This is a genomic window from Citrobacter sp. MGH105 (assembly GCF_001037485.2).
In the GTDB taxonomy this organism is placed as follows: domain Bacteria; phylum Pseudomonadota; class Gammaproteobacteria; order Enterobacterales; family Enterobacteriaceae; genus Citrobacter; species Citrobacter portucalensis.
Window position 1 is genome coordinate 2,274,137 of record NZ_CP073048.1, and the last position, 26,293, is coordinate 2,300,429.

Annotated in this window: 25 protein-coding genes and 1 pseudogene; 12 read left to right on the forward strand and 14 right to left on the reverse strand. The window is 52.3% G+C overall.

All coding sequences use genetic code 11. From position 1 onward, the window contains the following. Window positions 1-54 precede the first annotated feature (54 nt). From SK35_RS10935 to rnd, 3 genes are all read left to right on the forward strand, one after another. Window positions 55-639, forward strand: coding sequence for a Slp family lipoprotein (locus tag SK35_RS10935; RefSeq protein ID WP_003020975.1), 585 nt, complete (start codon window positions 55-57; stop codon window positions 637-639). A gap of 204 nt (window positions 640-843) precedes the next feature. Continuing rightward, window positions 844-2,529 carry a long-chain-fatty-acid--CoA ligase FadD gene (gene fadD / locus SK35_RS10940; RefSeq protein WP_125362605.1) on the forward strand — a complete coding sequence of 562 codons (1,686 nt, stop codon included), beginning with the start codon at window positions 844-846 and terminating at the stop codon, window positions 2,527-2,529. Window positions 2,530-2,613: 84 nt separating this feature from the next. Then, on the forward strand, window positions 2,614-3,729 hold the full coding sequence (gene rnd, locus SK35_RS10945; RefSeq protein WP_048216197.1) for a ribonuclease D: 1,116 nt from the start codon (window positions 2,614-2,616) through the stop codon (window positions 3,727-3,729). A 49-nt stretch (window positions 3,730-3,778) separates the two neighbouring features. On the opposite strand, the gene SK35_RS10950 is transcribed toward rnd, so the two are convergent. From SK35_RS10950 to SK35_RS10965, 4 genes are all read right to left on the reverse strand, one after another. After that, entirely contained in the window at window positions 3,779-4,744 is a 966-nt protein-coding gene (locus tag SK35_RS10950; protein WP_048216198.1) for a PDR/VanB family oxidoreductase, read from the reverse strand. A 71-nt stretch (window positions 4,745-4,815) separates the two neighbouring features. Continuing rightward, the gene (yeaW, locus tag SK35_RS10955) at window positions 4,816-5,940 is read right to left on the reverse strand and encodes a carnitine monooxygenase, oxygenase subunit YeaW (protein ID WP_048216199.1); all 1,125 of its coding nucleotides are present in this window, start codon (window positions 5,938-5,940) and stop codon (window positions 4,816-4,818) included. Window positions 5,941-5,984: 44 nt separating this feature from the next. Then, window positions 5,985-7,586, reverse strand: a complete 1,602-nt coding sequence (locus SK35_RS10960) for a BCCT family transporter (protein ID WP_048216200.1) — start codon at window positions 7,584-7,586, stop codon at window positions 5,985-5,987. Between the two features lie 251 nt (window positions 7,587-7,837). Beyond that, entirely contained in the window at window positions 7,838-8,920 is a 1,083-nt protein-coding gene (locus SK35_RS10965) for a tartrate dehydrogenase (protein WP_048216201.1), read from the reverse strand. 103 nt (window positions 8,921-9,023) lie between these two features. Between SK35_RS10965 and SK35_RS10970 the strand changes: the two genes are divergently transcribed. Continuing rightward, window positions 9,024-9,941, forward strand: a complete 918-nt coding sequence (locus tag SK35_RS10970) for a LysR family transcriptional regulator (RefSeq protein ID WP_003833741.1) — start codon at window positions 9,024-9,026, stop codon at window positions 9,939-9,941. Window positions 9,942-10,027: 86 nt separating this feature from the next. Here the strand turns inward: SK35_RS10970 and minE are convergent, their stop codons facing one another. The 3 genes from minE to minC are packed head-to-tail and all read right to left on the reverse strand — an operon-like array spanning window position 10,028 to window position 11,841. Further along, a complete protein-coding gene (gene minE / locus SK35_RS10975) occupies window positions 10,028-10,294 on the reverse strand; it encodes a cell division topological specificity factor MinE (RefSeq protein ID WP_003833739.1) in 267 nt (88 codons plus the stop codon). Window positions 10,295-10,297: 3 nt separating this feature from the next. Beyond that, window positions 10,298-11,110 carry a septum site-determining protein MinD gene (gene minD, locus SK35_RS10980; RefSeq protein ID WP_003020956.1) on the reverse strand — a complete coding sequence of 271 codons (813 nt, stop codon included), beginning with the start codon at window positions 11,108-11,110 and terminating at the stop codon, window positions 10,298-10,300. Window positions 11,111-11,133: 23 nt separating this feature from the next. Then, window positions 11,134-11,841 (reverse strand): septum site-determining protein MinC, encoded by a 708-nt coding sequence (minC, locus tag SK35_RS10985; protein ID WP_003833736.1) that lies wholly within the window; start codon window positions 11,839-11,841, stop codon window positions 11,134-11,136. A 126-nt stretch (window positions 11,842-11,967) separates the two neighbouring features. On the opposite strand from minC, the gene SK35_RS10990 reads away from it, so the two are divergent. The 3 genes from SK35_RS10990 (at window position 11,968) to SK35_RS11000 (ending at window position 13,529) form a co-directional block, all read left to right on the forward strand. Then, window positions 11,968-12,261 (forward strand): YcgL domain-containing protein, encoded by a 294-nt coding sequence (locus tag SK35_RS10990; protein ID WP_003833735.1) that lies wholly within the window; start codon window positions 11,968-11,970, stop codon window positions 12,259-12,261. Between the two features lie 69 nt (window positions 12,262-12,330). Then, complete coding sequence (locus SK35_RS10995; RefSeq protein ID WP_048216202.1) at window positions 12,331-12,990, forward strand: fumarylacetoacetate hydrolase family protein; 660 nt, start codon at window positions 12,331-12,333, stop codon at window positions 12,988-12,990. A gap of 92 nt (window positions 12,991-13,082) precedes the next feature. After that, window positions 13,083-13,529: a YcgN family cysteine cluster protein gene (locus tag SK35_RS11000; protein ID WP_003020944.1), complete on the forward strand. Its 447-nt coding sequence runs from the start codon at window positions 13,083-13,085 to the stop codon at window positions 13,527-13,529. Between the two features lie 29 nt (window positions 13,530-13,558). Here the strand turns inward: SK35_RS11000 and SK35_RS11005 are convergent, their stop codons facing one another. The 3 genes from SK35_RS11005 to nhaB all read right to left on the reverse strand — a co-directional run bounded on the left by SK35_RS11005 (window position 13,559) and on the right by nhaB (window position 16,228). Further along, window positions 13,559-13,900 (reverse strand): DUF1971 domain-containing protein, encoded by a 342-nt coding sequence (locus SK35_RS11005; RefSeq protein WP_003020940.1) that lies wholly within the window; start codon window positions 13,898-13,900, stop codon window positions 13,559-13,561. Window positions 13,901-14,011: 111 nt separating this feature from the next. After that, entirely contained in the window at window positions 14,012-14,542 is a 531-nt protein-coding gene (dsbB, locus tag SK35_RS11010; protein ID WP_003844060.1) for a disulfide bond formation protein DsbB, read from the reverse strand. Window positions 14,543-14,683: 141 nt separating this feature from the next. Beyond that, complete coding sequence (gene nhaB / locus SK35_RS11015) at window positions 14,684-16,228, reverse strand: Na(+)/H(+) antiporter NhaB (protein WP_008785014.1); 1,545 nt, start codon at window positions 16,226-16,228, stop codon at window positions 14,684-14,686. A gap of 236 nt (window positions 16,229-16,464) precedes the next feature. On the opposite strand from nhaB, the gene fadR reads away from it, so the two are divergent. Continuing rightward, the gene (gene fadR / locus SK35_RS11020) at window positions 16,465-17,184 is read left to right on the forward strand and encodes a fatty acid metabolism transcriptional regulator FadR (protein WP_003833559.1); all 720 of its coding nucleotides are present in this window, start codon (window positions 16,465-16,467) and stop codon (window positions 17,182-17,184) included. 102 nt (window positions 17,185-17,286) lie between these two features. Here fadR and SK35_RS11025 read toward each other — a convergent pair whose 3' ends face one another. Continuing rightward, window positions 17,287-18,819 (reverse strand): SpoVR family protein, encoded by a 1,533-nt coding sequence (locus SK35_RS11025; RefSeq protein WP_048216203.1) that lies wholly within the window; start codon window positions 18,817-18,819, stop codon window positions 17,287-17,289. A gap of 322 nt (window positions 18,820-19,141) precedes the next feature. Between SK35_RS11025 and SK35_RS11030 the strand changes: the two genes are divergently transcribed. Together SK35_RS11030 and dadX are read left to right on the forward strand one after the other, a co-directional pair. Next, window positions 19,142-20,440: a D-amino acid dehydrogenase gene (locus SK35_RS11030; protein WP_003833553.1), complete on the forward strand. Its 1,299-nt coding sequence runs from the start codon at window positions 19,142-19,144 to the stop codon at window positions 20,438-20,440. Between the two features lie 12 nt (window positions 20,441-20,452). Further along, the gene (gene dadX / locus SK35_RS11035; protein ID WP_003833552.1) at window positions 20,453-21,523 is read left to right on the forward strand and encodes a catabolic alanine racemase DadX; all 1,071 of its coding nucleotides are present in this window, start codon (window positions 20,453-20,455) and stop codon (window positions 21,521-21,523) included. A gap of 170 nt (window positions 21,524-21,693) precedes the next feature. Here the strand turns inward: dadX and SK35_RS11040 are convergent. Further along, a pseudogene (locus tag SK35_RS11040) lies at window positions 21,694-23,361 on the reverse strand (potassium/proton antiporter); the annotation flags it as partial. A gap of 97 nt (window positions 23,362-23,458) precedes the next feature. Next, complete coding sequence (gene ldcA, locus SK35_RS11045; protein WP_048216204.1) at window positions 23,459-24,373, reverse strand: muramoyltetrapeptide carboxypeptidase; 915 nt, start codon at window positions 24,371-24,373, stop codon at window positions 23,459-23,461. A 98-nt stretch (window positions 24,374-24,471) separates the two neighbouring features. On the opposite strand from ldcA, the gene emtA reads away from it, so the two are divergent. Beyond that, the gene (gene emtA, locus SK35_RS11050) at window positions 24,472-25,083 is read left to right on the forward strand and encodes a membrane-bound lytic murein transglycosylase EmtA (protein WP_016153365.1); all 612 of its coding nucleotides are present in this window, start codon (window positions 24,472-24,474) and stop codon (window positions 25,081-25,083) included. Window positions 25,084-25,094: 11 nt separating this feature from the next. Here the strand turns inward: emtA and ycgR are convergent, their stop codons facing one another. Then, entirely contained in the window at window positions 25,095-25,829 is a 735-nt protein-coding gene (gene ycgR / locus SK35_RS11055) for a flagellar brake protein YcgR (RefSeq protein ID WP_048216205.1), read from the reverse strand. 201 nt (window positions 25,830-26,030) lie between these two features. On the opposite strand from ycgR, the gene SK35_RS11060 reads away from it, so the two are divergent. Beyond that, on the forward strand, window positions 26,031-26,285 hold the full coding sequence (locus SK35_RS11060; RefSeq protein ID WP_048212573.1) for a GlsB/YeaQ/YmgE family stress response membrane protein: 255 nt from the start codon (window positions 26,031-26,033) through the stop codon (window positions 26,283-26,285). The last annotated feature ends 8 nt before the right edge of the window (window positions 26,286-26,293 follow it).

The window sequence follows — 26,293 nt, forward strand, 5'->3', positions numbered from 1 at the left end:
GTAAACAGCATTGTGATTATGCCGGGGCTGGCGCTAAGAAAAGGGAGTCGCAATATGGCGGTGCAAAAGCAGTTATTGAAAGGTGTGTTGGCGGGGGCCTTAGCGTTAATGCTTAGCGGCTGCGTCACCATCCCGGATGCGATTAAAGGTTCGAGCCCGATGCCGCAGCAGGATCTGGTGCGGGTGATGAATGCGCCGCAGCTGTATGTCGGACAGGAAGCGCGTTTCGGTGGCAAAGTGGTGGATATTCAGAACCAGCAGGGAAAATCCCGTCTGGAAATTGCCACCGTTCCGCTCGATAGCGGTGCTCGCCCCGTGCTGGGTGAAGCCTCTCGTGGGCGGATTTATGCTGATGTAAATGGCTTTCTCGACCCGGTAGATTTCCGTGGTCAGTTGGTCACCGTCGTCGGCCCGATAAGCGGTACGGTGGACGGAAAAATCGGTAATACGCCGTATAAATTCATGCTGATGCAGGTAACTGGTTATAAACGTTGGCATATTACTCAGCAGATTGTCATGCCGCCTCAGCCTATCGACCCCTGGTTCTACGGTGCGCGTGGCTGGCCTTACGGCGGCTACGGCGGATGGGGCTGGTACAATCCCGGCCCGGCACAGGTTCAGACCATAGTAACAGAGTAACTCTTTGTTTTATTGGTAAAAGAAATAGCGGCTCGTCCGCTGTTTCTGCATTAACGTGGATATAAGAAAAATAAATAGTGACGTGCTTCGCAACCTTGTCGTTGTGTAATAAACAAACTGGTACGCTGAGTTAATATTATGTTAACAGTTTGTTTATTGCCTGGGGTTGTGATGACGACGAATACGCATTTTAGAGGTGATGTATTGAAAAAGGTTTGGCTTAACCGTTATCCCGCTGGTGTTCCTGCGGAGATCAATCCTGACCGTTATCAATCCCTGGTGGAACTCTTTGAACACTCAGTAAGACGCTATGCCGATCAGCCCGCGTTTGTAAACATGGGGGAGGTGATGACCTTCCGCAAGCTTGAAGAGCGTAGCCGTGCGTTTGCCGCTTATTTACAACAGGGGCTCGGGCTGAAAAAGGGCGATCGCGTCGCGCTGATGATGCCGAATCTGCTGCAATATCCGGTCGCACTGTTTGGGATTTTACGTGCCGGCATGATCGTCGTGAACGTGAACCCGTTGTATACGCCTCGCGAGCTGGAACATCAGCTCAACGATAGCGGCGCGTCGGCGATAGTCATCGTGTCCAACTTTGCCCATACGCTGGAAAAAGTGGTCGACAAAACGTCGGTGCAACACGTGATCCTGACGCGTATGGGCGATCAGCTGTCGACCGCCAAAGGAACGCTGGTTAACTTTGTCGTGAAGTACATCAAGCGCCTGGTGCCGAAGTATCACCTGCCGGATGCCATCTCGTTTCGCAGTGCGCTGCAAAACGGCTATCGCATGCAGTATGTGAAACCCGAAGTGGTGTCGGAAGATCTGGCGTTCCTGCAATATACCGGCGGGACAACCGGCGTGGCGAAAGGCGCGATGCTCACGCACCGCAACATGCTGGCTAACCTGGAGCAGGTTAACGCCACCTACGGCCCGTTGCTGCATCCGGGCAAAGAACTGGTGGTAACGGCTCTACCGCTGTATCACATTTTTGCGCTGACGATGAACTGCCTGCTGTTTATTGAGCTGGGTGGTCAAAACCTGCTGATTACTAACCCGCGTGATATCCCAGGACTGGTCAAAGAACTGGCGAAGTATCCGTTTACCGCGATGACCGGCGTAAATACGCTGTTTAACGCGCTGCTGAATAACAAAGAGTTTCAGCAACTGGACTTCTCGTCACTGCACCTTTCAGCAGGTGGCGGAATGCCGGTTCAACAGGCGGTAGCTGAACGTTGGGTGAAGCTGACGGGGCAGTATCTTCTCGAAGGTTATGGCCTGACGGAGTGCGCGCCGCTGGTGAGTGTCAACCCTCACGATATTGACTACCACAGCGGAAGTATCGGTTTACCGGTTCCCTCCACTGAGGTCAAGCTGGTGGACGACGACGACAACGAAGTGCCGCCGGGAGAACCGGGTGAGCTGTGTGTGAAAGGTCCACAGGTGATGCTGGGCTACTGGCAGCGACCAGACGCCACTGACGAAATCATCAAAGACGGCTGGCTGCACACCGGCGATATTGCGGTGATGGATGATGAAGGCTTCCTGCGTATTGTCGATCGTAAGAAAGATATGATCCTGGTGTCCGGCTTTAACGTCTACCCTAATGAAATTGAAGACGTGGTTATGCAACACCCTGGCGTGCAGGAAGTGGCTGCTGTTGGGGTTCCGTCCGGCAGCAGCGGTGAAGCGGTGAAAATTTTCGTGGTGAAGAAAGATGCCTCGTTAACCGATGACGCGCTGGTCACTTTCTGTCGTCGTCACCTGACGGGCTATAAAGTACCAAAGCTGGTGGAGTTTCGCGATGAGTTGCCGAAATCTAACGTTGGTAAAATTTTGCGACGAGAATTACGTGACGAAGCGCGTGCCAAAGTGGACAATAAAGGCTGAGCGTTAAGTCAGCCAGTAGAAAACGCCGGGAAATCCGGCGTTTTTTTTGGCGCAAACCTAAGAGAGCACGATTTGAATTATCAAATGATCACCACGGACGACGCGTTGGCCACGCTGTGCGAAGCCGTCCGTGAATTTCCGGCGATAGCCCTGGATACAGAATTTGTTCGCACGCGTACCTATTATCCGCAGTTGGGGCTGATCCAGCTGTTTGATGGCAAACACGTTGCTCTGATTGATCCGCAGGGGATCACCGACTGGTCGCCGCTGCGCGATATTCTGCGTGATACTGCCATCACCAAATTCCTGCATGCAGGTAGCGAAGATCTGGAAGTGTTTCTCAACGCTTTTGGCGAACTGCCGCAGCCGTTGATTGATACACAAATTCTGGCTGCTTTTTGCGGTCGTCCGCTGTCGTGGGGGTTTGCCGCGATGGTGGAAGAGTTTACGGGGGTGGCGCTGGACAAAAGCGAATCCCGCACCGACTGGCTGGCCAGACCGCTGACCGAGCGTCAGTGTGAGTACGCGGCGGCTGATGTCTGGTATCTATTACCGATCACCACAAAACTGATGGTTGAAACTGAAGCCAGCGGCTGGCTGCCAGCCGCACTGGACGAATGTCGCTTAATGCAGCAGCGTCGCCAGGAGGTTCTGGCGCCTGAAGACGCATGGCGCGATATCACTAACGCCTGGCAGTTGCGTACTCGTCAGTTGGCCTGCCTGCAACTGCTTGCCGACTGGCGACTGCGTAAAGCGCGTGAGCGCGATCTGGCGGTGAACTTTGTGGTGCGTGAAGAACACCTGTGGGCGGTCGCTCGTTATATGCCAGGGAGTCTGGGTGAACTGGACAGCCTCGGCCTTTCCGGTAGTGAAATTCGCTTACACGGCAAAACGCTGATTTCTCTGGTAGAAAAAGCGCAGGCTTTACCGGAAGAATCACTGCCACAGCCGCTGCTGAATTTGATGGATATGCCTGGATACCGCAAAGCGTTTAAAGCTATCAAGGCGCTGGTTGCCGAGGTAAGTACTGAGCATAATCTTAGCGTCGAACTGCTGGCTTCACGCCGTCAAATCAACCAGCTACTCAACTGGCACTGGAAATTAAAGCCGCAGCAGACCCTGCCGGAGTTGGTTTCCGGTTGGCGTGGCGAACTGATGTCCGATCGTCTCAACGCGCTGCTGCAGGAATATCCGCAGTAAGTCACCAGGCTCGCCGGGTTGCGCCATTGCTAACCCGGCCTGCGCAACGCTACAAATCAAGCACCAGGCGCTTACCTTTGGCGCGTGAGCAGCAAATAAGTATGCTTTGCTGGCTAGCTTTTTCGTCGTCGCTGAAATACTGATCGCGGTGATCCGCTTCCCCTTCAAGAATCGTCGTTTCACAGGTGCCGCAAACACCTTCCCGGCACAGGCACTCAACGCGCGCGGCTTTGTTATTTTCGATAACCTGCAAAATGGTCATCTCTTCCGGGACCACAAACTCGCGTCCGGAACGCGCCAGAACTAGGGTAAAGGCATCACCGCTTTTATCTTCCAGCGCAAATTGTTCGAAATGTAGCGTATTGCTGTCAAGTCTATGGAGGGAAGCCGCTTCTCTGACGGCATCGTTGAGCACTGCTGGCCCGCAGGTGTAAATATGTGTGCCGGGTTCGACATCGGCCAGCAGGCGAGATAAATCAAGGCGGGTCCCTGCGCTTGACAGATGCAGATGAATACGATCGACGCTGGGGTGTTGCAGGAGTTCGTCATAAAACGCGCAGTTGTCTTGACTGGGAGAGCAATAATGCAGTTGCCATTGCGCCTTAGAATGTTCCAGCTCCGGGATATGCGATAAAAACGGTGTGATGCCGATACCTCCAGCAATCAACAGATGTTGTTGTGCCTGAGGGGCGAGGGCGAACAGATTGTTTGGTGTGGAGATCGTGAGCGTGTCGCCGGGTTTCACGTTTTGATGCAGATATCGTGAGCCGCCTTTGGATGCTTCCTCCAGTCGTACGGCGATTTGCCAGGCGCTCGTATCAAAGGGTGAACTCATCAGCGAGTAAGCATTGCTGTACAGATTCTCGCCATCGCGCATCTGCACGATAATATGGCTGCCACCCTGAAACGCGGGCAACGGCTCGCCTGATGTCGCCGTTAAGGTAAAGCGTTTTACCTGCGCGGTAATCGTCTCAATCCGGCTGACCCGGACTTCTTGCATTTGATAATCAGACATTGCGGCACTCCCTAAAAAATCTGTCCGGCGCGGGTTAACGATGCGCCGGAACCTGTCGTTACAGCCTCTGGTTATTCCTGAAACACCTGCGCGACCAGATTATGGAAATGGGCAATGCCATGTTCGGAGATACCGCTGCCGCTGGTGTCGGCCATAATGCGGCCCTGACCGCGATACCCGCGCGATTTCAACCCTTTTTGGACGCTTTCAACCAGACGTAAATCTTCAGGGCGGAAGACGTTGCGATACCATTCGATCAGTTGTTTCTGCTCTTCGGTCAGATCTTCGTTGGTGAAGTAGATGTCATAGTTTTGCAGCGTAGTTTCTGCATCCACTGGAAATTCGTAGATAACGGTCATCATGCCTTTGATTGGCGTAACGTTGAGCATGGTGCACGGCCACAGCCAGAAACCGTGGAAGGCGGCATCAACACCTTCTTCGAACTTAAATGACTGCTCTGACGGTTTGGCGAAACCGTATTGTAGCGTCCAGTTGCCGTGCATAGTATGCCAGTAACGATCAACCTGAACCGAGTCGGAAAAACCAGGGTGAGCCGGGCCGCAGTGGTAGCACTCCAGATAGTTATCGACAATATTCTTCCAGTTGGCTGGAGTTCGGGTCGTAAAGCGCGCCGCCAGCTTCAGGTCATGCACATCAGGGCAGGCTTCGATAACTTTGTCTGCAAGACCTGGGAGTTGTTCTTCTACGCTGCCCGCGTTCGGATCCATGTTGATAAACACGAATCCGGCATATTCCTCCAGCCGTACCGGGGTGAGATGTGCTTTCTCACTGTCGAAGTTGGCAACGTTTTCGCAGTTACGTGCATGCGCCAGGTTACCGTCAAGCTTGAATGCCCAGGCGTGGTAAGGGCAGGTAATCACATTTTTCGCTTTCCCTTCGCCGCTCAACAGCTGATGACCACGATGCGGGCAAACGTTGTAGAACGCGCGCAGCACGTTATCGCGACCACGTACCAGCACGATGTTCTCGCCAATCACTTCCCGGGTTACATAGTCATTGGGTTTCGCCAGTTCGCTACTGTGGGCGACGCAAATCCAGCTCTTAGCGAACACTTTCTCCTGCTCGTGCTCGAAGGCCTGATGGTCGGTATAGAACCGGGCAGGGATAGTCCAGGCGTCCTGTGGGTTGGCACAGAAATTTTGCGGCAGAATAAACTCAGGGCTCAGATTGCTCATTGGAATACCTTTAATTTGTGAGTAAGAGGATTTTTTACTGGCGCTTAATTGTCGCCTTTGAGTAATGTCGCGGCCGGTGGTGCGACGGGGACGTCCACTGGCGTTTCGGGGAGATGGCCTTCAATTTGATGTGCAGGAACGTGGGCATAGTCCTGCCGTACCCAACGAAGAAAACCGCCAACCTTCACCAACAGAATGGCGAGGAAGGGAAGTGCGGTCAGAACCACCGTGGTCTTCATGGTTTCCAGGGACGCGCCGGTGAACAAAATCGATAATGGGATCAGGGTGATGACCACGCACCAGAACAGACGTAAGCTACGTTGCGGATCTTCCCCTTCCTGCAGGTTACGCGTGCTGGTGGCCGCCATGGTGTAGGCGACGGCATCCATATGCGAGGCGAGAAAAATAATCATGATCGCCAGATACGCCACCAGGAACAGTTTCCCGGCAGGCAACGACATCAACACTTGCTGTACGGCTGTTTCGCCGCCTAACGTGGCCATAACCTGCGGTACGTCGATCACACCGTTCACAAATTGGTGAATGGAGTAGCTTTCCATCACGCCAAAGAAGAACCAGCAGCCAACGGTACTACCCAGGATTAACGCCCAGATAACCTCTTTGATTTTGCGACCTCGGGATACGCGAGTGACAAACATTGCCACGCCAGGGGTGTAGGAGATCCACCACAGCCAATAGAACACCGTCCAGTTGCGGGTGAACTCACCGTTGCCTAGCGGGTCGGTGAACAGACTCATCTGCAAAAAGTTTTGTGTCGTCAGACCGATGGCGTTAATGATGTTGTTGGTGATGAACTCGGTCGGGCCGACAATCAGCACCAGCAGCGGCAGTAAAAACGCCCCCCAGCCCACCATTTTGCTCAGACGTTGCAAACCGTTGTTGATGCCAATCCAGGAGCTCAGACAGAAAATGCCGCCAGAGAACAGGATAACAAACGCCTGTACTGTGAAGTTATCCGGTAAACCCGTGAGAGCAGATAAACCACGGGTAAAGGTGGCGGCGGTGACAACCAGAGAGATGGTTAACGCGCCAACTGTGGCGATCAGGAACATCAAATCAACCAGCCGGCCCCAGACGCCCTGCGGATGCACGCCGGTGATAGCGGCGATTATTCCGGACAGGCTCAGCCCTTTGTTTTTCCGCACATGAAAGTGGTAGGCCATGGTTAATGAAGCCAGCGTATAGGTCGCCCAGGCGCTGATTCCCCAATGGAAAAAAGAGTAGGGTAAGCTGTATTCCAGTGCTTTTTGCGAGTGCGGAGCGATATTCAGACCCGGGGTCTGGTAATAATAGGCCCACTCAGCAACGCCCCAGTAGAGCGTGGAGGAACCTAGTCCGGCACAAATAAACATAAACAGCCAGGACAGCGTGCTGTATTCCGCTTTTCCTTCTCCCAGACGAATATTGCCGTATTTGCTGGTGGCCAGCCAGACGACCAGACCCATCGCCATCAGAACGAGGATCTGCACGGCGGAACCCAGCATCCGGGTAACGCCGTTAAAAAGGGTATTTGCGACTTGTGCAGACTGCTGAGGGAAGAGACTAAGTGTGGCGGCGATGAAAAGAATAGCCACCAGACTGATGGCTATCAGCGGCATGTCTTTTTTCTTAACGTTGCTCAACATGGGATCTCCTGGGCACAGTTGCCCGCGTATGGCATTAGCCTGTCGTTGTTATCATGCTGTAGGGAATCAGTGATTTTGTATTTAATAATTTTATTATTTGTTCTTTACATGAATTAAACAATTACTCGATGCGTGAAGCAATAAAACACAGAACGGAAATAATAAAAGGTGAATTGGCGCAGGTTATTGGCGCCATAAAAAGCATAAAAAAGCCGCGTCAGTGACGCGGCTCATATTCCGTGGTTTGACCTCTAACGCAATGCCCGAGAGATGGCCTCGCCAACCTGTTGGGTGGTGGCATTGCCTTTCATATCCGGTGTTTTCGGGCCGCTGGCAATAACCTGCTCAATTGCAGCCAGAATACCGTCGTGTGCGGCTTTATAGTTAGCATCACCGTTGCCAAGGAAGTCGAGCATCATGGCGCCAGCCCAGATAGTCGCTATAGGGTTGGCGATGTTCTTGCCGTAGATATCGGGGGCCGAACCGTGTACTGGCTCGAACAGAGACGGGAAGGTGCGTTCCGGGTTTAAGTTGGCTGAAGGCGCAATGCCAATCGTTCCGGTACAGGCTGGACCCAGATCGGAAAGGATGTCGCCAAACAGGTTGGAGGCAACCACCACGTCAAAACGCTCCGGCTGCATCACAAAGCGGGCGCAGAGTATATCAATATGCTGTTTATCCCAACGGATCTCGGGATAGTGAGCCGCCATTGCTTCTACACGCTCGTCCCAGTACGGCATGCTGATGGCCAGGCCGTTGGATTTGGTCGCCGAGGTCAGGGTTTTACGCGGGCGATTTTGTGCCAGCTCGAAAGCGTAACGCAAAATTCGATCGACGCCGCGACGGGTGAAGACCGACTCCTGGATAACCACTTCGTGTTCTGTACCTTCGCTTACGCGTCCGCCGAGTGAAGAGTATTCTCCCTCGGTGTTCTCGCGCACCACATAGAAATCAATGTCTCCAGGCTGCTTGCCAGCCAGCGGGCAAGGTACGCCTGGAAACAGACGTACCGGGCGCAGGTTGACATACTGGTCGAATTCGCGGCGAAACTTAAGCAGCGAGCCCCATAATGAGATGTGGTCCGGCACGGTGTCCGGCCAGCCAACGGCACCAAAATAGATAGCATCGAAGGATTGTAACTGTTCATGCCAGTCATCCGGCATCATCTTTCCGTGATGGGTGTAGTACTCGCAGCTGGCCCATTCCATTTGCTCAAAGCTGAGTGACAACCCCCAACGCTCGGCGGCTGCCTGCAACACCTGAATGCCTTCAGGCAGGACTTCTTTACCAATGCCATCTCCGGGGATAGCGGCAATACGACAGGTTTTCTTCATAGCAGCTCTCACTTGTACGCCATCAAAATTGACTTTCCCCGTATCCTATAATTGACTGATTAATAGTTAATCCCCCTAACTGGTGAAACATAAAACACAGATCATGAATAATCTGCCGCTGCTAAATGATTTACGCGTCTTTATGCTGGTTGCACGTCGTGCGGGATTTGCCGCCGTTGCCGAAGAGCTGGGCGTATCTCCGGCTTTTATCAGTAAGCGCGTTGCCCTGTTGGAGCAAACGCTGAACGTGGTGCTGTTGCACCGAACAACGCGGCGCGTAACCATCACGGAAGAGGGGGAACGGATTTACGAATGGGCACAGCGGATCCTGCAGGATGTCGATCAGATGATGGACGAGCTGTCCGATGCCAGGCAGATCCCGCAGGGGATGCTACGAATTATCAGTAGCTTTGGTTTTGGCCGCCGGGTGGTCGCTCCGGCGCTGTCTGCGCTGGCAAAAGAGTACCCGCAGTTAGAACTGAGGTTCGATGTTGAAGACCGTCTGGTAGATATGGTCAATGAGGGCGTCGATCTCGATATTCGTATCGGGGATGATATCGCGCCGAACCTGATTGCCCGCAAGCTGGCGACTAACTATCGTATTCTGTGCGCCTCGCCGGAGTTTGTGGCGCAGCATGGAGTGCCGAAACAACTGAACGATCTTTCTACTTTTCCCTGCCTGGTTATTAAAGAACGCGACCATCCGTTTGGTATCTGGCAAATGCGTAATAAAGAGGGCGCACACTCAATAAAGGTTACGGGGCCGCTGTCGTCTAACCATGGTGAAGTGGTACATCAATGGTGTCTGGATGGGCAGGGAATTGCTTTGCGTTCGTGGTGGGACGTTTGCGACAACATTGCCAGCGGACATCTGGTGCATATATTGCCTGAGTATTATCAACCCGCCAATATATGGGCGGTTTATGTCTCCCGGCTGGCGACGTCGGCAAAAATCCGTATTACGGTTGAGTATTTGCGCCGCTATTTTGCCGAAAACTACCCAAAGTTTACTTTGGAATAAATGCTCAATAGGTTAGTCAGAGACAGAAAATAAAAAAGGCAGAATAATCTGCCTTTTTCGTAACCATGATTTAGCGACAAAAGAGCTTATTTAGACTCTTCTGCTTCAGGTAATGTCACGTTAAGTTCGAGGATCGAAATATCGCCGTCTTTTTGTTCAAGTTGTACCGTGACCATTTCGGGATCAATTTGTACATACTTACAGATAACGTCGAGAATATCCTTACGCAGCTGCGGTAAATAATGTGGCTCGGCGTCACTACGACGACGTTCCGCAACAATAATCTGCAGTCGCTCTTTAGCGATGTTCGCTGTGCTCTTTTTCCGCGAGAGAAAAAAATCCAGTAATGCCATAACTTATCCTCCGAACAGGCGTTTGAGGAAACCTTTCTTCTCTTCTTCAATGAAGCGGAAAGGACGTTCTTCTCCCAACAGACGGTCTACGGTATCAGCATAGGCTTTACCGGCATCAGCATTGATGTCGAGAATAACCGGCTCACCCTGGTTAGACGCGCGCAGGACTGACTGATCTTCAGGAATCACTCCAACCAGCTTGATTCGCAGAATTTCCAGTACGTCTTCCATGCTCAGCATGTCACCTTTATTAACGCGGCCAGGGTTGTAGCGCGTCAGCAACAAATGCTCTTTAATTGGATCTTCACCGTTTTCCGCGCGACGAGATTTCGACGCCAGAATACCCAGTATACGGTCAGAGTCACGTACAGAGGAGACTTCCGGGTTGGTGGTAATAATCGCTTCATCGGCAAAATACAGGGCCATCAGCGCACCGGTTTCAATACCCGCCGGAGAGTCGCAGACGATGAAGTCGAATTCCATCGTTTTCAGATCGTCCAGAACTTTCGCGACGCCTTCACGCGTCAGCGCGTCTTTATCGCGAGTTTGTGAGGCCGGAAGAATAAAGAGATTTTCGGTACGCTTATCTTTGATTAGCGCCTGATTTAACGACGCATCGCCCTGAATAACGTTGACGAAGTCGTAAACGACGCGGCGTTCACAACCCATAATCAGATCAAGATTACGCAGGCCGATATCAAAATCAATAACGACAGTTTTCTTTCCCTTCTGGGCCAAACCTGTAGCGATGGCCGCGCTGGAGGTGGTTTTGCCAACGCCCCCTTTACCCGAAGTAACAACAATAATGCGTGCCATAGAAATTCCTTGTTAAAAAGGGATCAATTCAACGGTTGAACTGTCAAAGCGTTCTCTGCTAATTGCAGACGTGCCGCTTTGCCATAAAATTCTGCTGGGATTTTATCACTCAGCCAATAAACACCTGCGATAGACACCAGTTCTGCCGTCAGATGGGTACAAAAAATTTGCGCTTCCCGGTCACCGCTTGCGCCTGCCAACGCACGGCCTCTCATCATTCCATAAACATGAATATTGCCATCAGCGATAAGCTCTGCGCCTGCACTGACGTGGCTTGTAACAATCAGATCACATTGTGGTGCATAAATGCGCTGACCGGAACGAACCGGCACATTTATTAATCGTGTTTTTGTGATGGGAGTAACGTTTTGTGGCGGAGCGACGGGAGCCGGGGCCTCAACGGGCGCAGGACGAATAGCTTTTTCTTTACCTTCAGTTAGTAAAGGAAGACCCATTTCGTCGATTTCAGCCTTGAGTCTGGCGTCTTTGCATCCGCTAACGCCGATAATGCGCAATCCGGTAGACGCGACAACCTTCTGCAGCGCTGACCAGTTTACCGGGCTTTCAAGACCACTCACGTTAACCACTACGGGAGCATGTTTTAAAAAAGCAGGTGCCTGCGCGATTTTGTCTTCCAACGCCTGACGAATAACCTCGGGTTCTGCTTCATGTAAATGAACCACTGATAAGGTGAAGCTACTGCCTTTAAGCTCGATTGGCGTGTTTGACATCCTGGCCTTACTCAATTTGCTATTTATCATCCCCAGCGCGGGGTGATATTCCGAAGACTATAAGGCATGTTATAGTCAGTATTATATTGAGGCAAGCCACCATTCCGTGAATTCAGAGTAAAAGATATGTTTTGTGTGATCTACCGAAGCAGTAAACGTGACCAGACCTATTTATATGTCGAAAAAAAAGACGATTTCTCGCGAGTTCCTGAAGAACTGATGAAAGGATTTGGTCAGCCGACGCTGGCAATGATGTTGCCGCTTGATGGCCGTAAAAAGCTGGTTAATGCCGATCTGGAAAAAGTAAAACAGGCACTCACCGAGCAGGGCTATTATTTACAAATACCACCGCCGCCAGAAGATTTACTTAAACAGCATCTGGCCGCGACGAAACAAAATACACCAGACGATAAACGTTAAACTGCATCCGGCAGCAGCACGCCCCATCGATGCAGTACCTGAAATTGATAACTACGTTAGGGGAAAGTAATGTATCAACATCATAACTGGCATGGTGCTCTGCTGGATTATCCGGTGAGTAAGGTGGTTTGTGTAGGGAGTAACTATGCTAATCATATTAAAGAGATGGGCGGAAGTACCCCGGAAGAGCCGGTGCTGTTTATTAAACCGGAAACCGCGCTGTGCGATTTACGCCAGCCGCTGGTGATCCCATCTGATATGGGTTCGGTTCACCATGAAGTTGAGCTGGCTGTGCTAATTGGCGCGACCCTACGTCAGGCGACGGAAGAACATGTGCGCAAAGCCATCGCAGGCTATGGCGTCGCGTTGGATCTGACCCTGCGTGATATTCAGGGCAAAATGAAGAAGGCGGGGCAACCGTGGGAAAAAGCGAAGGGCTTTGATAACTCTTGCCCGCTGTCAGGGTTTATTCCGGTAGCGGAATTTAATGGTGATCCTCAGGATACGATGCTCGGGTTAACGGTTAACGGTGAGCAGCGCCAGCACGGCACCACGGCGGATATGATCCATCAAATCGTTCCTTTGATTGCCTACATGAGTCGTTTCTTTACCCTCAAAGCGGGCGATGTTGTGTTGACGGGGACGCCAGCGGGCGTTGGGCCGTTAAACAGCGGTGATGAGCTGGCTATCAGTTTTCATGGTCAAACGCTGACGACACGCGTGCTGTAATCTCTTCTTGCCGCCTTTTCGGGCGGCAAAACTTGCATCAGCGTGCCAGACTGGTTATAAGGTGCAGCTTTATTGCAATAGCGGATACCCTGATGAGCGACATACCTTTCTGGCAAAGTAAAACCCTGGATGAAATGACCGATGCCGAGTGGGAGTCATTATGTGACGGGTGTGGTCAATGCTGCCTGCATAAGCTGATGGATGAAGACACCGACGAAATCTATTTTACTAACGTCGCGTGTAAGCAGCTCAATATCAAAACCTGTCAGTGCCGTAATTACGAACGCCGATTCGAGTACGAGCCTGACTGTATCAAACTGACGCGCGATAATCTGCCTACCTTTGAATGGCTGCCGATGACCTGTGCGTATCGTCTGCTAGCGGAAGGTAAAGGGCTGCCGGAGTGGCATCCACTGCTGACGGGATCAAAAGCGGCGATGCACGGTGAACGTATTTCAGTACGTCATATTGCGGTGAAAGAATCGGAAGTGCGTGACTGGCAGGATCATATTTTGAACAAACCTTCATGGGCGGACTAAGCCGCCCATCGATTAGCAGGCGTTAAGGCTTAAGACTTTTTCGCCTGATACATCTCATCGCCATGGTTGTCATCTTCAACCCAGAAATTGATGTTGAATTGCGCATCGTCGCTTAATTCAACGCGATGCCAGTACTGCGGCGGACTGGTCGCAAACTGACCGGCATTAATCACCACTTTCACTTCAGGTTCTTTTGCGTCTTCATTGGCAAAGCCGTAATACGTTACCGTACCTTCCATCACACAAAGCTGGCCAAAAACGCCTGCTGCAGTGTTATGGTGAGAAAGCAGTGCTGCTGGGACGTTGTCTTTTGTGAAGAAGGGAGTAGAGCGTTTAACTTTCCAGTTTGCCGGGATGCGTAAATGGGACATAAGACATCTCCTTGGTGTGGCATCTATAAGATGTATTTAATATACATCTTATAGATGCCAGCAGGCAATGAATTTAAGGCAAAAAAAAACGCTCCCGAAGGAGCGTCTCTGTTAGCGACCGAAGAGGTCACGTTTTTTCGGTTTGAACGGCTGTGCTATCACTACCAGCACGGCGACCACCAGGTAGGCGGCGAAGATCCCCAACAGCCACTGCGGCATTTCCAGGGTTAAAAAAGACCACTGGCGCTCAGCACAGTCACCGGACGCTAAAAACACCTGCGGCAGCCATTTGTCCAGTGGCAGCCAGCTTGGGAAGCGTGCGGCAAAATCACAGGTCATAAACGGGGATGGGTGCAGCTGAATCATGGTGTGCTCATACGCTAACTGAAGTCCGCGCCAGGCACTGTAAATCCAGATTATCATCGCCACATAGCGCAGCGGTGTTTTTGGTGCGATAGCACCCACCAGCCCTGCCCCCATCACGCCAAATAATGCGCTACGTTCGTAAATACACAACACGCAAGGTTTTAGCAGCATGACGTGCTGGAACCACAGCGCGACGAGCTCCAGCGCAAAGGCGGTTAACGCCAACAATAACCATGCCCCACGACCTCGGGAGCACTGGTTTAAAAATCGCAACATAATCATTTCCCTGCAACATGCGTAGAGACCGCAGTTTAAACCAATTCACTTTATGCGCCACTAGCGGGAATTGAAAATTTGCGTAATCGGATATTTATCATGCAAAAAGTCAAACCGGGCAGTGATTCGCCCGGTTAATTGTTATGAAAGTGTAGCTAACCAGCCCGTTTGAGTCATCCACTCGGTCACCGGAACTAACGTGAACTCGACGCAAAGCAGGCCGACGAGCGTCAGGACGAGAGTATAAGGCAGAGCCATCCACACCATGCGACCATAAGAGAGGCGAATCAACGGCGCCAGTGCAGAGGTCAGCAGGAACAGGAATGCAGCCTGGCCGTTTGGCGTGGCCACCGAAGGCAGGTTGGTCCCGGTATTGATCGCTACCGCCAACAGCTCAAATTGGTTAAGGCTGATGGTCCCATGTTCCATCGCGGCTTTGGCTTCATTGATATAAATCGTACCAACAAAAACGTTATCAGAGATCGAAGACAGCAGGCCGTTGAAGAGATAAAACAGCGTCAGTTGTGCATGTTCAGACGACTGCAAAACAAACTGAATAATCGGCGAAAAGAGCTGTTGATCGATAATCACCGCGACAATAGAGAAGAACACGGTCAGCAGCGCGGTGAAGGGTAGCGACTCGGTAAAGGCTTTACCTATCGCATGTTCGTCGGTGACGCCGGTCAACGAGGTTGCCAGAATGATGACCGACAAACCGATCAATCCGACTTCTGCCAGATGCAGTGCCAAAGCAACGACCAGCCAGACGCCAATAATCGCCTGCACAATCAGTTTGATTTTGTCCTGGCGGGTACGTTGTTGGCGGCTTTGATCGTCAAACTGTTGCAGGACATCACGGACGGTCTCCGGCAGCGTTTCGCCATAGCCAAACCAGCGCAATTTCTCGACCAGCACACAAGTTAACAGGCCGCAAATCAGTACCGGGACGGTAACTGGCGACATACGCAGGAAGAAGTCGCCAAAATGCCAGCCAGCCGCTTTGGCGATAATCAGGTTTTGTGGCTCACCCACCATGGTCATCACGCCGCCTAACGCCGTACCGACCCCCGCGTGCATCATCAGGCTACGCAGAAAACCGCGGAACTGCTCAAGAACGACCTTATTGTGCTGATCGATATGGCTGTCATCGAGCATGTTGTTGTCTTCCGCGCGAGAAGAAGCAACGCGATGGTAGATACCATAAAAACCGACCGCAACGCTGATTACCACGGCAACGACGGTCAACGCATCGAGGAACGCAGAGAGAAAAGCGGCTGCAACACAAAAAGACAGTGACAGCAGCGTCTTGGAGCGAATAGTGAGCAGCAGACGAGTGAAAATAAACAGTAATAGCTGCTTCATAAAGTAGATGCCTGCCACCATAAACATCAGCAGCAATAACACCTCAAGATTTGCGGCAACCTCTTCACGCACATGCGTGGCGCTGGTCATACCAATAATGACAGCTTCAATAGCCAACAGCCCGCCTGGCAGCAGTGGGTAACATTTTAACGCCATCGCCAGCGTGAAAATGAACTCGGCCACCAGCAACCAGCCGGCAATAAAAGGGTTGATGAAAAAAATAATCGGGTTAACGACTAAGAAGACAAGCAGTGCAAGTTTGTACCAGTCTGGTGATTGACCTAAAAAATTGCGCCACATAGCGCGGCCCCATGATAGCTCCATGGTGATTTCCCTACCTTTAAAAATGAAATCATGTTTTTATGTTTGACCGCAAAGCTTAGCGGGAGGAGGGAGCACAGGCAAGCTATTCACGAGACTGGTAAGGTTGGCTGTGCTGTAGCGTTATTTGGAAAATGAAGCCTTGATCCACTTTTTCTTCATTGCGTCAGCTATCAGCTAAGATACCCATCTGGTATGATGTGTGTAACTATGTTTTGCTGTGTAATGGAATTTTTACTATGGTCATTAAGGCGCAAAGCCCGGCTGGGTTCGCGGAAGAGTACATCATTGAAAGTATCTGGAATAACCGCTTCCCACCTGGCACTATTTTGCCCGCTGAACGTGAACTCTCCGAACTTATTGGGGTGACACGTACCACGCTACGCGAAGTATTGCAGCGGTTGGCGCGAGATGGCTGGTTGACCATTCAACACGGCAAACCGACGAAGGTGAATAACTTCTGGGAAACCTCCGGGCTGAATATTCTTGAAACGCTGGCGCGTCTCGATCACGAGAGTGTCCCGCAGTTGATTGATAATCTGCTGTCCGTGCGTACCAATATTTCGACGATCTTTGTTCGCACTGCATTTCGCCAGCATCCTGATAAAGCACAGGAGGTTCTGGCGACGGCAAATCAGGTGGCCGACCACGCTGACGCATTTGCCGATCTGGACTATAACATTTTCCGCGGCCTGGCATTTGCCTCCGGCAATCCGATTTACGGTTTGATCCTCAACGGTATGAAAGGATTATATACCCGCATTGGTCGTCATTATTTTGCCAATCCGGAAGCGCGCGCGCTGGCGCTGAGCTTCTACCGTAAACTGTCAGAACTCTGCGAGCAGGGCGCTCATGAGCAGGTGTATGAAACGGTGCGTCGCTATGGTCACGACAGTGGCGAAATTTGGCATCGCATGCAAAAGAGCCTGCCGGGCGATTTGGCGATTCAGGGACGTTAATCGCTCAAAGCCGGATGGCGACGCCAAAGCGTCTTATCCGGCCTACAATACGTGCACTTCGTAGGCCGGATTAGGTGTTTACACCGCCTCCGGCAATAAGATTTACAGACCGTTCATCCTTGGCGGGCAACGCTCCAACAGTTCCACGCTGCCATCTTCATTCTGTTGCTCCAGCATCACGTCAAAACCCCAAAGCCGGTGTACGTGCTTGAGCACTTCTTTGCGTCCTTTATCCAGCGGTGCGCGGTTATGCGGAATATAGCGTAAGGTGAGCGAACGGTCGCCACGCAGATCGACATTCCAGATTTGAATATTCGGCTCCAGGTTGCTGAGGTTGTATTGCGACGACAACCTGTTGCGGATCTCACGATATCCTTCCTCGTTATGAATCGCTGAAATCTCCAGATAGTTGTGACGATCGTCATCCAGCACGGTGAACAGACGGAAATCACGCATCACCTTTGGTGACAGGAACTGGCTGATAAAGCTCTCATCTTTGAAATCGCGCATCGCAAAATGCAGGGTTTCCAGCCAGTCAGAACCCGCTATGTCCGGGAACCAGTATTTGTCCTCCTCGGTCGGCGACTGACAAATACGTTTGATATCCTGGAACATGGCAAACCCCAGGGCATAAGGGTTTATCCCGCTATACCACGGGCTGTTGTAGGGCGGCTGAAATACCACATTGGTATGGCTATGCAGAAACTCCAGCATAAACCGTTCGGTGACTTTACCTTCATCATAAAGGTGGTTCAGGATGGTGTAATGCCAGAAAGTGGCCCAGCCCTCGTTCATCACCTGCGTCTGTTTCTGCGGATAAAAATACTGGCTGACCTTGCGTACAATGCGCAGGACTTCACGTTGCCAGGACTCCAGCAGCGGGGCGCTCTTCTCCATGAAGTACAGCAGGTTCTCCTGTGGCTCAGAGGGATAACGCCGGGCTTCCGCCACGGTTTTCTCTTCCTCTTTCTTCGGCAGCGTGCGCCACAACATATTCACCTGGCTTTGCAGATACTCTTCACGGCTTTTCTGACGGGCTTTCTCTTCCTGTAGGGAAATTTTTTGCGGGCGTTTGTAACGGTCAACGCCGTAGTTCATCAGCGCATGGCAGGAGTCGAGCAGCTTTTCGACTTCATCCACGCCGTAACGCTCTTCACACTGGGTAATATAGTTTCGCGCGAAGATCAGGTAATCGACAATGGAACTGGCATCCGTCCAGCTTCGGAACAGGTAGTTGTTTTTGAAAAAGGAGTTGTGTCCGTAGCAGGCATGCGCCATCACCAGCGCCTGCATAGTGATGGTGTTCTCCTCCATCAGATACGCGATGCATGGGTTGGAGTTGATAACGATCTCATAGGCCAGCCCCTGCTGACCATGCTTATACAAGCGCTCGGTTTCAATAAACTTTTTACCAAACGACCAGTGAGGATAGTTGATCGGCATCCCGACGCTGGAATAAGCGTCCATCATCTGTTCGGAGGTGATCACCTCGATTTGGTGCGGGTAGGTATCCAGTCTGTAGAGTTTCGCCACGCGGTCTATCTCTGCCAGATAGACATCCAGCAGATCAAACGTCCAGTCGGGTCCATCGCTTAACCGTGTGCTGTCCTTGTTCATGGAATCAATCGTAGCCATTCGCGCACCCTCATTGTTGGCGGCACCCTCTGTCTGGAGTACCTCATGTCAAGCATAGATCATGGTGTTAAAAAACGTGCTGCGGCAGAAATTTTTTCTTTGCGATTTCACGTTAGCGAGGCGTCGAAAAATGGCATGGCCGCAAAATTTTATGCTGGATAAAAATAACGCACAGCAGGAGATGCCAAAGCGGAGAGTCCCCAGCCATCACCGCTATATGTGAGGTAAGTCACCATAAAAAAGCCATATGTTGAATAATATTTTCAACTGAGTTATCAAGATGTAATTAGATGATTGTTCTTTTACTGTTAACGGAGTGGCTATGCGAGTTGTCATACTGGGAAGTGGTGTCGTTGGCGTGACCAGCGCCTGGTACTTAAGTCAGGCTGGACACGATGTCACCGTCATTGATCGTGAGCCCGGTCCGGCACTGGAAACCAGTGCGGCGAACGCGGGGCAAATCTCTCCAGGTTATGCAGCACCATGGGCGGCACCAGGCGTACCGCTAAAAGCAATTAAGTGGATGTTTCAGCGCCACGCTCCGCTGGCCGTCCGTCTTGACGGAACCCAGTTCCAGTTGAAATGGATGTGGCAGATGCTGCGCAACTGCGACACCAGCCACTACATGGAAAATAAAGGACGCATGGTGCGACTGGCGGAATACAGCCGTGATTGCCTGAAAGCGCTGCGCGCCTCTACCGGTATCGAGTACGAGGGGCGCCAGGGCGGAACCCTGCAACTTTTCCGTACCGCTCAACAGTATGAGAACGCTACCCGCGACATCGCCGTGCTAGAAGATGCGGGCGTGCCATATCAACTGCTGGAAGCAAACCGTCTGGCGGAAGTCGAACCCGCACTGGCAGAAGTGGCGCACAAGCTGACCGGCGGTCTGCGTTTACCGAATGATGAAACCGGCGACTGCCAGCTGTTTACCCAGCGTCTGGCGCAGATGGCGGAGCAGGCAGGCGTTAAGTTTCGCTTTAATACCCCGGTCGATAAGCTGCTGAGCGATGGTGAGCAGATTTATGGCGTCCAGTGCGGCGAAGAGATAGTTAAAGCCGATGCCTATGTGATGGCGTTTGGTTCGTACTCCACGGCAATGCTGAAAGGGATCGTTGATATCCCGGTCTATCCGCTCAAAGGCTATTCGTTGACCATTCCGGTGGCGCAAGACGACGGTGCGCCGGTTTCTACTATCCTTGATGAAACCTACAAAATCGCTATTACCCGCTTTGACAATCGTATTCGCGTTGGCGGCATGGCGGAGATTGTCGGCTTTAATACAGAACTGCTACAACCTCGTCGTGAAACGCTGGAAATGGTCGTACGCGATCTCTTCCCGCGCGGCGGTCATGTGGAGCAGGCAACCTTCTGGACCGGACTGCGTCCGATGACGCCGGACGGAACGCCGGTGGTGGGGCGCACCCGCTTTAAGAATCTGCTGCTCAATACCGGCCACGGCACGCTGGGTTGGACCATGGCCTGCGGCTCCGGTCAGCTGCTGAGCGATATCCTTTCTGGCCGCACGCCAGCCATACCTTATGACGATCTGAGCGTGGCGCGTTACAGTCCGGGGTTTACCCCCTCCCGTCCACGGCATTTACATGGCGCACATAACTGATAAGGACGTGAGATGACCCGCCCGATACTGGCCAGCATTGACCTGCAGGCGTTGAAACAAAATCTGACCATTACCCGCCAGGCCGCGCCGGACGCTCGCGTCTGGTCGGTGGTGAAAGCCAATGCGTACGGACACGGCATTGAACGCGTCTGGAATGCGCTAGGCACAACCGATGGTTTTGCCATGCTCAATCTTGAAGAGGCGATAACCCTGCGCGAGCGCGGATGGAAAGGCCCGATACTCATGCTGGAGGGTTTTTTCCACGCCGAAGACCTGACGGTATATGACAATTATCGACTCACCACCTGTGTACACAGTAACTGGCAGCTAAAAGCATTGCAGAATGCGCGCCTGAAGGCGCCGCTCGATGTTTACCTGAAGGTGAATAGTGGTATGAACCGCCTTGGTTTTTTACCGGAAAGAGTTCCCACGGTCTGGCAACAGCTGCGGGCTATGCCCAACGTCGGCGAAATGACGCTGATGTCGCATTTTGCCGATGCAGAGCACCCGGAAGGTATCCAGGAGGCTATGGCGCGTATTGCGCAGGCGACTGAAGGGCTGGAGTGCAGACGGTCACTATCGAATTCGGCCGCCACGCTGTGGCACCCTGAAGCGCATTATGACTGGGTTCGTCCGGGCATTATTTTGTATGGTGCGTCGCCTTCGGGACAATGGCGGGACATCGCCAATACCGGCCTGAAGCCAGTGATGACGCTGAGCAGTGAGATCATCGGCATACAAACGCTGAAAGCTGGCGATCGGGTGGGCTACGGTGGACGTTACACTGCCAGCGGTGAGCAGCGCATTGGCATTGTAGCGACCGGCTATGCAGACGGTTATCCACGCCATGCGCCAAGCGGAACGCCTGTGCTGGTGGATGGTGTACGTACCGGGACGGTGGGGACAGTCTCAATGGATATGTTGGCGGTAGATCTGACACCGTGCCCGCAGGCAGGGATCGGGACGCCGGTAGAGCTGTGGGGCAAAGAGATTAAAATTGACGATGTGGCCACCGCCGCAGGTACGGTAGGCTACGAGTTAATGTGTTCTCTGGCGCTGCGCGTGCCAGTTGTGACGGTGTAACTTTATATAGCATTGCCTGATGCTGCTGCGTTTATCAGGTCTTCAGAGTCAGTGCATTTTGTAGGCCGGGTAAGGCGCAGCCGCCACCCGGCAAAACATCCGCTTTACTCATCCTCATCTTCAGCAACGCGAACACCGACCTTCAGCACTGCATTATCTTCCTTCTCGGCCACAGTCCAGATCATACCCGCGAATTCCACCTGGTCACCGACGACCGGCGCGGCACCAAGCAGATGCTGGACAATTTCACCCAGCGTTTGCTGCTTATCACGATACTCGGTGCCATCATCCAGGCCATAAATCAGTGCCACATCGGCATATTTTGCGCTGGCTTCAAGAATAAAATCACCGAAGAAGCGCTGGTCTAACGACACAGGTGGCGACTGGCTGAACAGCTTGCCAAGAGCCGGGAGATCGCGCTCGCGGCCAATAACACACAATACATCGCCTTCGCGAAGACGCGTACTGCCGGAGGGGTGAAACAGCACGTTGTCACGAAACAGGGCGGCTATTCGCGTTTCTTCCGGCATATGCAGGTCGCGCAGTGCGGCGCCCACACACCACTTATCCGCGCTGAGCTGATAAACAAACTGCTCCCACGGGTTATCCGGATGAATATCCAGACCAATGCGCGACACGGGCCAGCCGACGGGAGGGACCACCACTTTGGCTTTTTTAGCAGCCCATGAAAGCGACGTTCCCTGAAACAGCAACGAGATAAGTACCACGAAGAAGGCGACGTTAAAGAACAGGCGCGCGTTCTCCAGACCCGCCATCATTGGGAAGACGGCGAGGATGATGGGTACCGCACCGCGCAGACCCACCCAACTGATGAAAATGCGCTCGCGCAGATTAAAGCCACGAAACGGCAGCAGTCCCGCGAAGACCGAAAGCGGGCGGGCAATGAATATCATCCACGCAGACAAAATCAGTGCCGGGATTGCGATAGGCAGCAGGTCGGATGGCGTAACCAGCAGTCCGAGCACCAGGAACATGGCGATTTGCGCCAGCCAGGCCAGACCGTCGAAGTTTTGCAGAATGCCAAACCGGTTGCGAATAGGGCGATTACCCAGCAGGAAACCACACAGATAAACCGCCAGAATACCGCTGCCTTCCAGCGCAGTGGTCAGGGCAAAAATCAGGATCCCACCGCTTAACGCCAATAGCGGATACAGTCCGGCAGGCAGCGAAATGCGGTTAATCATCTGCTGGAGCATATATCCACCGCCAAGACCGATAATGATGCCTAAGCCAAACTGCTGGATAATGTGCACCGCGAACATCCAGCTTAAACCGGTCTCGTGGTTTTGGATCATGGCGATGAGCGTGATGGTCAAAAACACGGCCATCGGGTCATTACTGCCGGATTCAATTTCCAGCGTAGAGCCAACGCGTTCGTTAAGCCCCTTACCGCCAAGCAGGGAAAAGACCGCCGCGGCGTCGGTTGAACCAACAATCGCGCCAATCAGGAGTCCTTCGATAAGATCCAGATGAAACAGCCACGCGGCCATCATGCCAGTGAGTCCGGAAGTAATCAGCACACCGACCGTCGCCAACGATAGCGCCGGGCCTAACGCAACGCGAAAAGAGCTGGCCTGGGTGCGCATCCCGCCGTCGAGCAGGATAACTGCCAGTGCCAGGTTACTCACCATGTAGGCGAATGGATAGTTATCGAAAGGTATGCCGCCTATACCATCTACGCCCGCTAACATACCGATAGCGAGAAATATCACCAGAATTGGGATACCGAGGCGTGATGAGAATGAACTGAGTAAGATACTGCAGGTGACGAGAACGGAACCCAAAATAAAAAGGCTAATAATTGCTGCGGCATCCAACGTTCGGTTACTCCTGAATTACGCTGTTTCGTATTAGTAAACCCTACCATAATAACGACAGAAACAGCGTTTTGCTTAGCCCCATTAGCTGCTTTTTTTACGATTTTAGTACCGGATGCCCACTTAAGGTGAGCTGAGTGCCGTTTTTATCATTTTTCAGCACCGCATTGGCTCCCAAAGGCAGGGTGACAGTGCGTTGTTCATGGCCAAAATCGAGGCCGCAGATCAACGGTACTGACAATCTGGCGCGCAGAAAATCACAAACTGAATCAAGATTGTAACCAGCGTCGTAATCATTTGGCGCGCTGCCGCTAAAACTGCCGAGGATAATGGCGTTTTGCTGGGCCAGTATTCCGGCGTGGTACAGCTGTAGCAGCATACGCTCGATACGGAATGGATGTTCGTTAATGTCTTCCAGCACCAAAATGCCGTTTTTGATAGTCGGCATCCACGGCGTACCCATCAGCGAAATGATCATCGCCAGATTTCCGCCCCACACTGTACCTTCAGTTGCGCACTGCGGACCGTCACCCTGCCATTCGAGGGTAAATTGGGCATTACGCAAAGCCTGCCAGAAATGGTGCTCGGTGAATGCGTTCATTTCTTCGGCGCCGAAGTTCGCCGCCAGCATCGGGCCGCTGAAGCTAATCACATTCCCCTGTGCCAGCAGACCACACTGGATCGCCGTAAAATCGCTGTGTCCGCACAGCAGTAGCGGATCTTGTTGCTGGCGGGCTGCCAGCCCCTGCCAGTCAATTTCTTCCAGTAAACGACTCGCGCCATAGCCGCCGCGTACCGCCATCACAATGGTATCGGGGGTTTTCAGATTAACGAGCGAGTTCACATCAGCAAGCCTTTCTGCCTCTGTCCCCGCAAAACGCTGGCAGCGGCGCGCAATGACCGATGAATTGTCGACCTGATGACCGGCCTCAGTAAGACGCGCAAGCCCACGTAAGGCAGCCTGCTGATTGATACAGTAGCCCGACGGGGCAATTAAGTGAAACCGGGACATGGCATTTCCTTGCTACAACTAAAACCAAATGTATATCATGCCGCGTAGGTATGTCGTTGTCACCTCAGCGACAGGTTCCGGCTATAAGGATAGATGACGTGAAATTGAGATGGTTTGCTTTTTTGGTTGTATTACTTGCGGGCTGTAGTTCAAAACAGGATTACAAAAACCCGCCGTGGAATGCTGAAGTTCCGGTTAAACGCGCAATGCAATGGATGCCGATCAGTGAAAAAGCCGGTGCGGCCTGGGGTGTCAGTCCACAATTGATTACCGCTATTATCGCCATTGAATCAGGCGGAAATCCGAATGCGGTCAGTAAGTCCAATGCGATTGGTCTGATGCAGTTGAAAGCCTCAACTTCAGGACGCGATGTTTATCGCCGCATGGGTTGGAGCGGAGAGCCGTCGACCAGCGAGTTGAAAAACCCCGAACGCAATATCTCCATGGGGGCCGCATACCTGAGTATTCTCGAAACCGGGCCGCTGGCCGGGATTGAAGATCCGCAGGTGATGCAGTATGCGCTGGTAGTATCGTACGCCAACGGTGCGGGTGCACTGCTACGCACGTTCTCCTCCGACAGGAAAAAAGCGATCAATAAAATCAACGACCTCAGCCCGGATGAATTTATTGAACATGTAGCGGACAATCATCCGGCGCCGCAGGCCCCGCGCTATATCTGGAAGCTTCAACAAGCGCTGGATGTGATGTAGTTCGTGTGAGTTTATTCGCGCACCTTATTCGACTTTTCCCGGGCCTCGCGTTCAAGGGAAAAAATAATCCGCTGTAAGTTCCGCTCCACCGCCGGGCCGACGTTGAGAAAACGAAAGCTCAGGCGGGGAGTGGTAATCGTTTCGTTTTTCCCATCGATAACCTTGCGCTCACTAATGGAAATAAGCTGGGCGTCAACGTGATACACCCCCCATTGCTCCATATTTAGTTCAACCTGCGCGAAGCGCATACCTTCTGCCAACCCCTCTGGTTTTGCCGTTTCTAACAGCCCGCCCATACCGCCAAGCGATAAATCGAATAAGCGAAAACACAGCGTACTGTTGTCCGGCATTTTTGCCGTGCAGCGATAGGGAGGGTGCAGCGGAGCGCCGATGCGGAAATATTCCCGACGCTGCACAAACCACAGAGAAGGCGGCAAGGATGAAATAAAGGCCGGCAGTTGCTGATACTCGCCTTTTTTCAGCTGTGGCAGGGTGAATTCTACTTTGGCTCCCTGCGTTTCGGCGATAATTGAGATCTGGCTGGCCCGCTGTACGGCCTGGTTTTCATATTCCTGGCTGCCAAAATCCATGATCAGTTCATCGGGACTGACGGTCAGAATTTTGCTGATGAACTGGCCGCCTGACCAGGAGATACGCAGTGGAACCTGCTGCGACTTTAAGTCCCGAAGTACACCTAACACCGCTAACGGATTTTGCTTCAGGAACTGCTCATTGTAGTTACTCACACCTAATGACTCCTGGATGCCTGGTTTGTCGTTGGGTTATCGGCATTAATCGACGGAACTTAATACAAATGGATGAAATTTTTTACCAAACCCAATGAATTAAGTCTGAGTGATAAAAGCATGTCGCGATGGCTTGCCTATACTTTAAGTGCTGGCGCAGGAATGTCTTGCGCGTGCGTTCACTGGAAAGAGGGCCTGAAAATGGGAATTATTGCCTGGATTATTTTTGGTCTGATTGCGGGGGTTATCGCCAAACTGATTATGCCGGGGCGTGATGGCGGTGGGTTTATCCTGACCTGTATTCTCGGTATTGTCGGTGCTGTGGTCGGTGGATGGTTGGCAACGATGTTTGGTATTGGCGGCGATGTCAGCGGATTTAATCTCCATAGCTTCCTGGTGGCCGTGGTCGGCGCGATTGTTGTGCTGGGTGTCTTCCGGCTTGTACGGCGAGATTAATCGAACGG

What these genes read in the sequence shown, in the direction of transcription:
- SK35_RS10935 (WP_003020975.1), top strand. Translation starts at nt 55, where the DNA reads ATGGCGGTGCAAAAGCAGTTATTGAAAGGTGTGTTGGCGGGGGCCTTA.
- rnd (WP_048216197.1), top strand. Translation starts at nt 2,614, where the DNA reads ATGATCACCACGGACGACGCGTTGGCCACGCTGTGCGAAGCCGTCCGT.
- SK35_RS10950 (WP_048216198.1), bottom strand. Translation starts at nt 4,744, where the DNA reads ATGTCTGATTATCAAATGCAAGAAGTCCGGGTCAGCCGGATTGAGACG.
- yeaW (WP_048216199.1), bottom strand. Translation starts at nt 5,940, where the DNA reads ATGAGCAATCTGAGCCCTGAGTTTATTCTGCCGCAAAATTTCTGTGCC.
- SK35_RS10960 (WP_048216200.1), bottom strand. Translation starts at nt 7,586, where the DNA reads ATGTTGAGCAACGTTAAGAAAAAAGACATGCCGCTGATAGCCATCAGT.
- SK35_RS10965 (WP_048216201.1), bottom strand. Translation starts at nt 8,920, where the DNA reads ATGAAGAAAACCTGTCGTATTGCCGCTATCCCCGGAGATGGCATTGGT.
- SK35_RS10970 (WP_003833741.1), top strand. Translation starts at nt 9,024, where the DNA reads ATGAATAATCTGCCGCTGCTAAATGATTTACGCGTCTTTATGCTGGTT.
- minE (WP_003833739.1), bottom strand. Translation starts at nt 10,294, where the DNA reads ATGGCATTACTGGATTTTTTTCTCTCGCGGAAAAAGAGCACAGCGAAC.
- minD (WP_003020956.1), bottom strand. Translation starts at nt 11,110, where the DNA reads ATGGCACGCATTATTGTTGTTACTTCGGGTAAAGGGGGCGTTGGCAAA.
- minC (WP_003833736.1), bottom strand. Translation starts at nt 11,841, where the DNA reads ATGTCAAACACGCCAATCGAGCTTAAAGGCAGTAGCTTCACCTTATCA.
- SK35_RS10990 (WP_003833735.1), top strand. Translation starts at nt 11,968, where the DNA reads ATGTTTTGTGTGATCTACCGAAGCAGTAAACGTGACCAGACCTATTTA.
- SK35_RS10995 (WP_048216202.1), top strand. Translation starts at nt 12,331, where the DNA reads ATGTATCAACATCATAACTGGCATGGTGCTCTGCTGGATTATCCGGTG.
- SK35_RS11000 (WP_003020944.1), top strand. Translation starts at nt 13,083, where the DNA reads ATGAGCGACATACCTTTCTGGCAAAGTAAAACCCTGGATGAAATGACC.
- SK35_RS11005 (WP_003020940.1), bottom strand. Translation starts at nt 13,900, where the DNA reads ATGTCCCATTTACGCATCCCGGCAAACTGGAAAGTTAAACGCTCTACT.
- dsbB (WP_003844060.1), bottom strand. Translation starts at nt 14,542, where the DNA reads ATGTTGCGATTTTTAAACCAGTGCTCCCGAGGTCGTGGGGCATGGTTA.
- nhaB (WP_008785014.1), bottom strand. Translation starts at nt 16,228, where the DNA reads ATGGAGCTATCATGGGGCCGCGCTATGTGGCGCAATTTTTTAGGTCAA.
- fadR (WP_003833559.1), top strand. Translation starts at nt 16,465, where the DNA reads ATGGTCATTAAGGCGCAAAGCCCGGCTGGGTTCGCGGAAGAGTACATC.
- SK35_RS11025 (WP_048216203.1), bottom strand. Translation starts at nt 18,819, where the DNA reads ATGGCTACGATTGATTCCATGAACAAGGACAGCACACGGTTAAGCGAT.
- SK35_RS11030 (WP_003833553.1), top strand. Translation starts at nt 19,142, where the DNA reads ATGCGAGTTGTCATACTGGGAAGTGGTGTCGTTGGCGTGACCAGCGCC.
- dadX (WP_003833552.1), top strand. Translation starts at nt 20,453, where the DNA reads ATGACCCGCCCGATACTGGCCAGCATTGACCTGCAGGCGTTGAAACAA.
- ldcA (WP_048216204.1), bottom strand. Translation starts at nt 24,373, where the DNA reads ATGTCCCGGTTTCACTTAATTGCCCCGTCGGGCTACTGTATCAATCAG.
- SK35_RS11060 (WP_048212573.1), top strand. Translation starts at nt 26,031, where the DNA reads ATGGGAATTATTGCCTGGATTATTTTTGGTCTGATTGCGGGGGTTATC.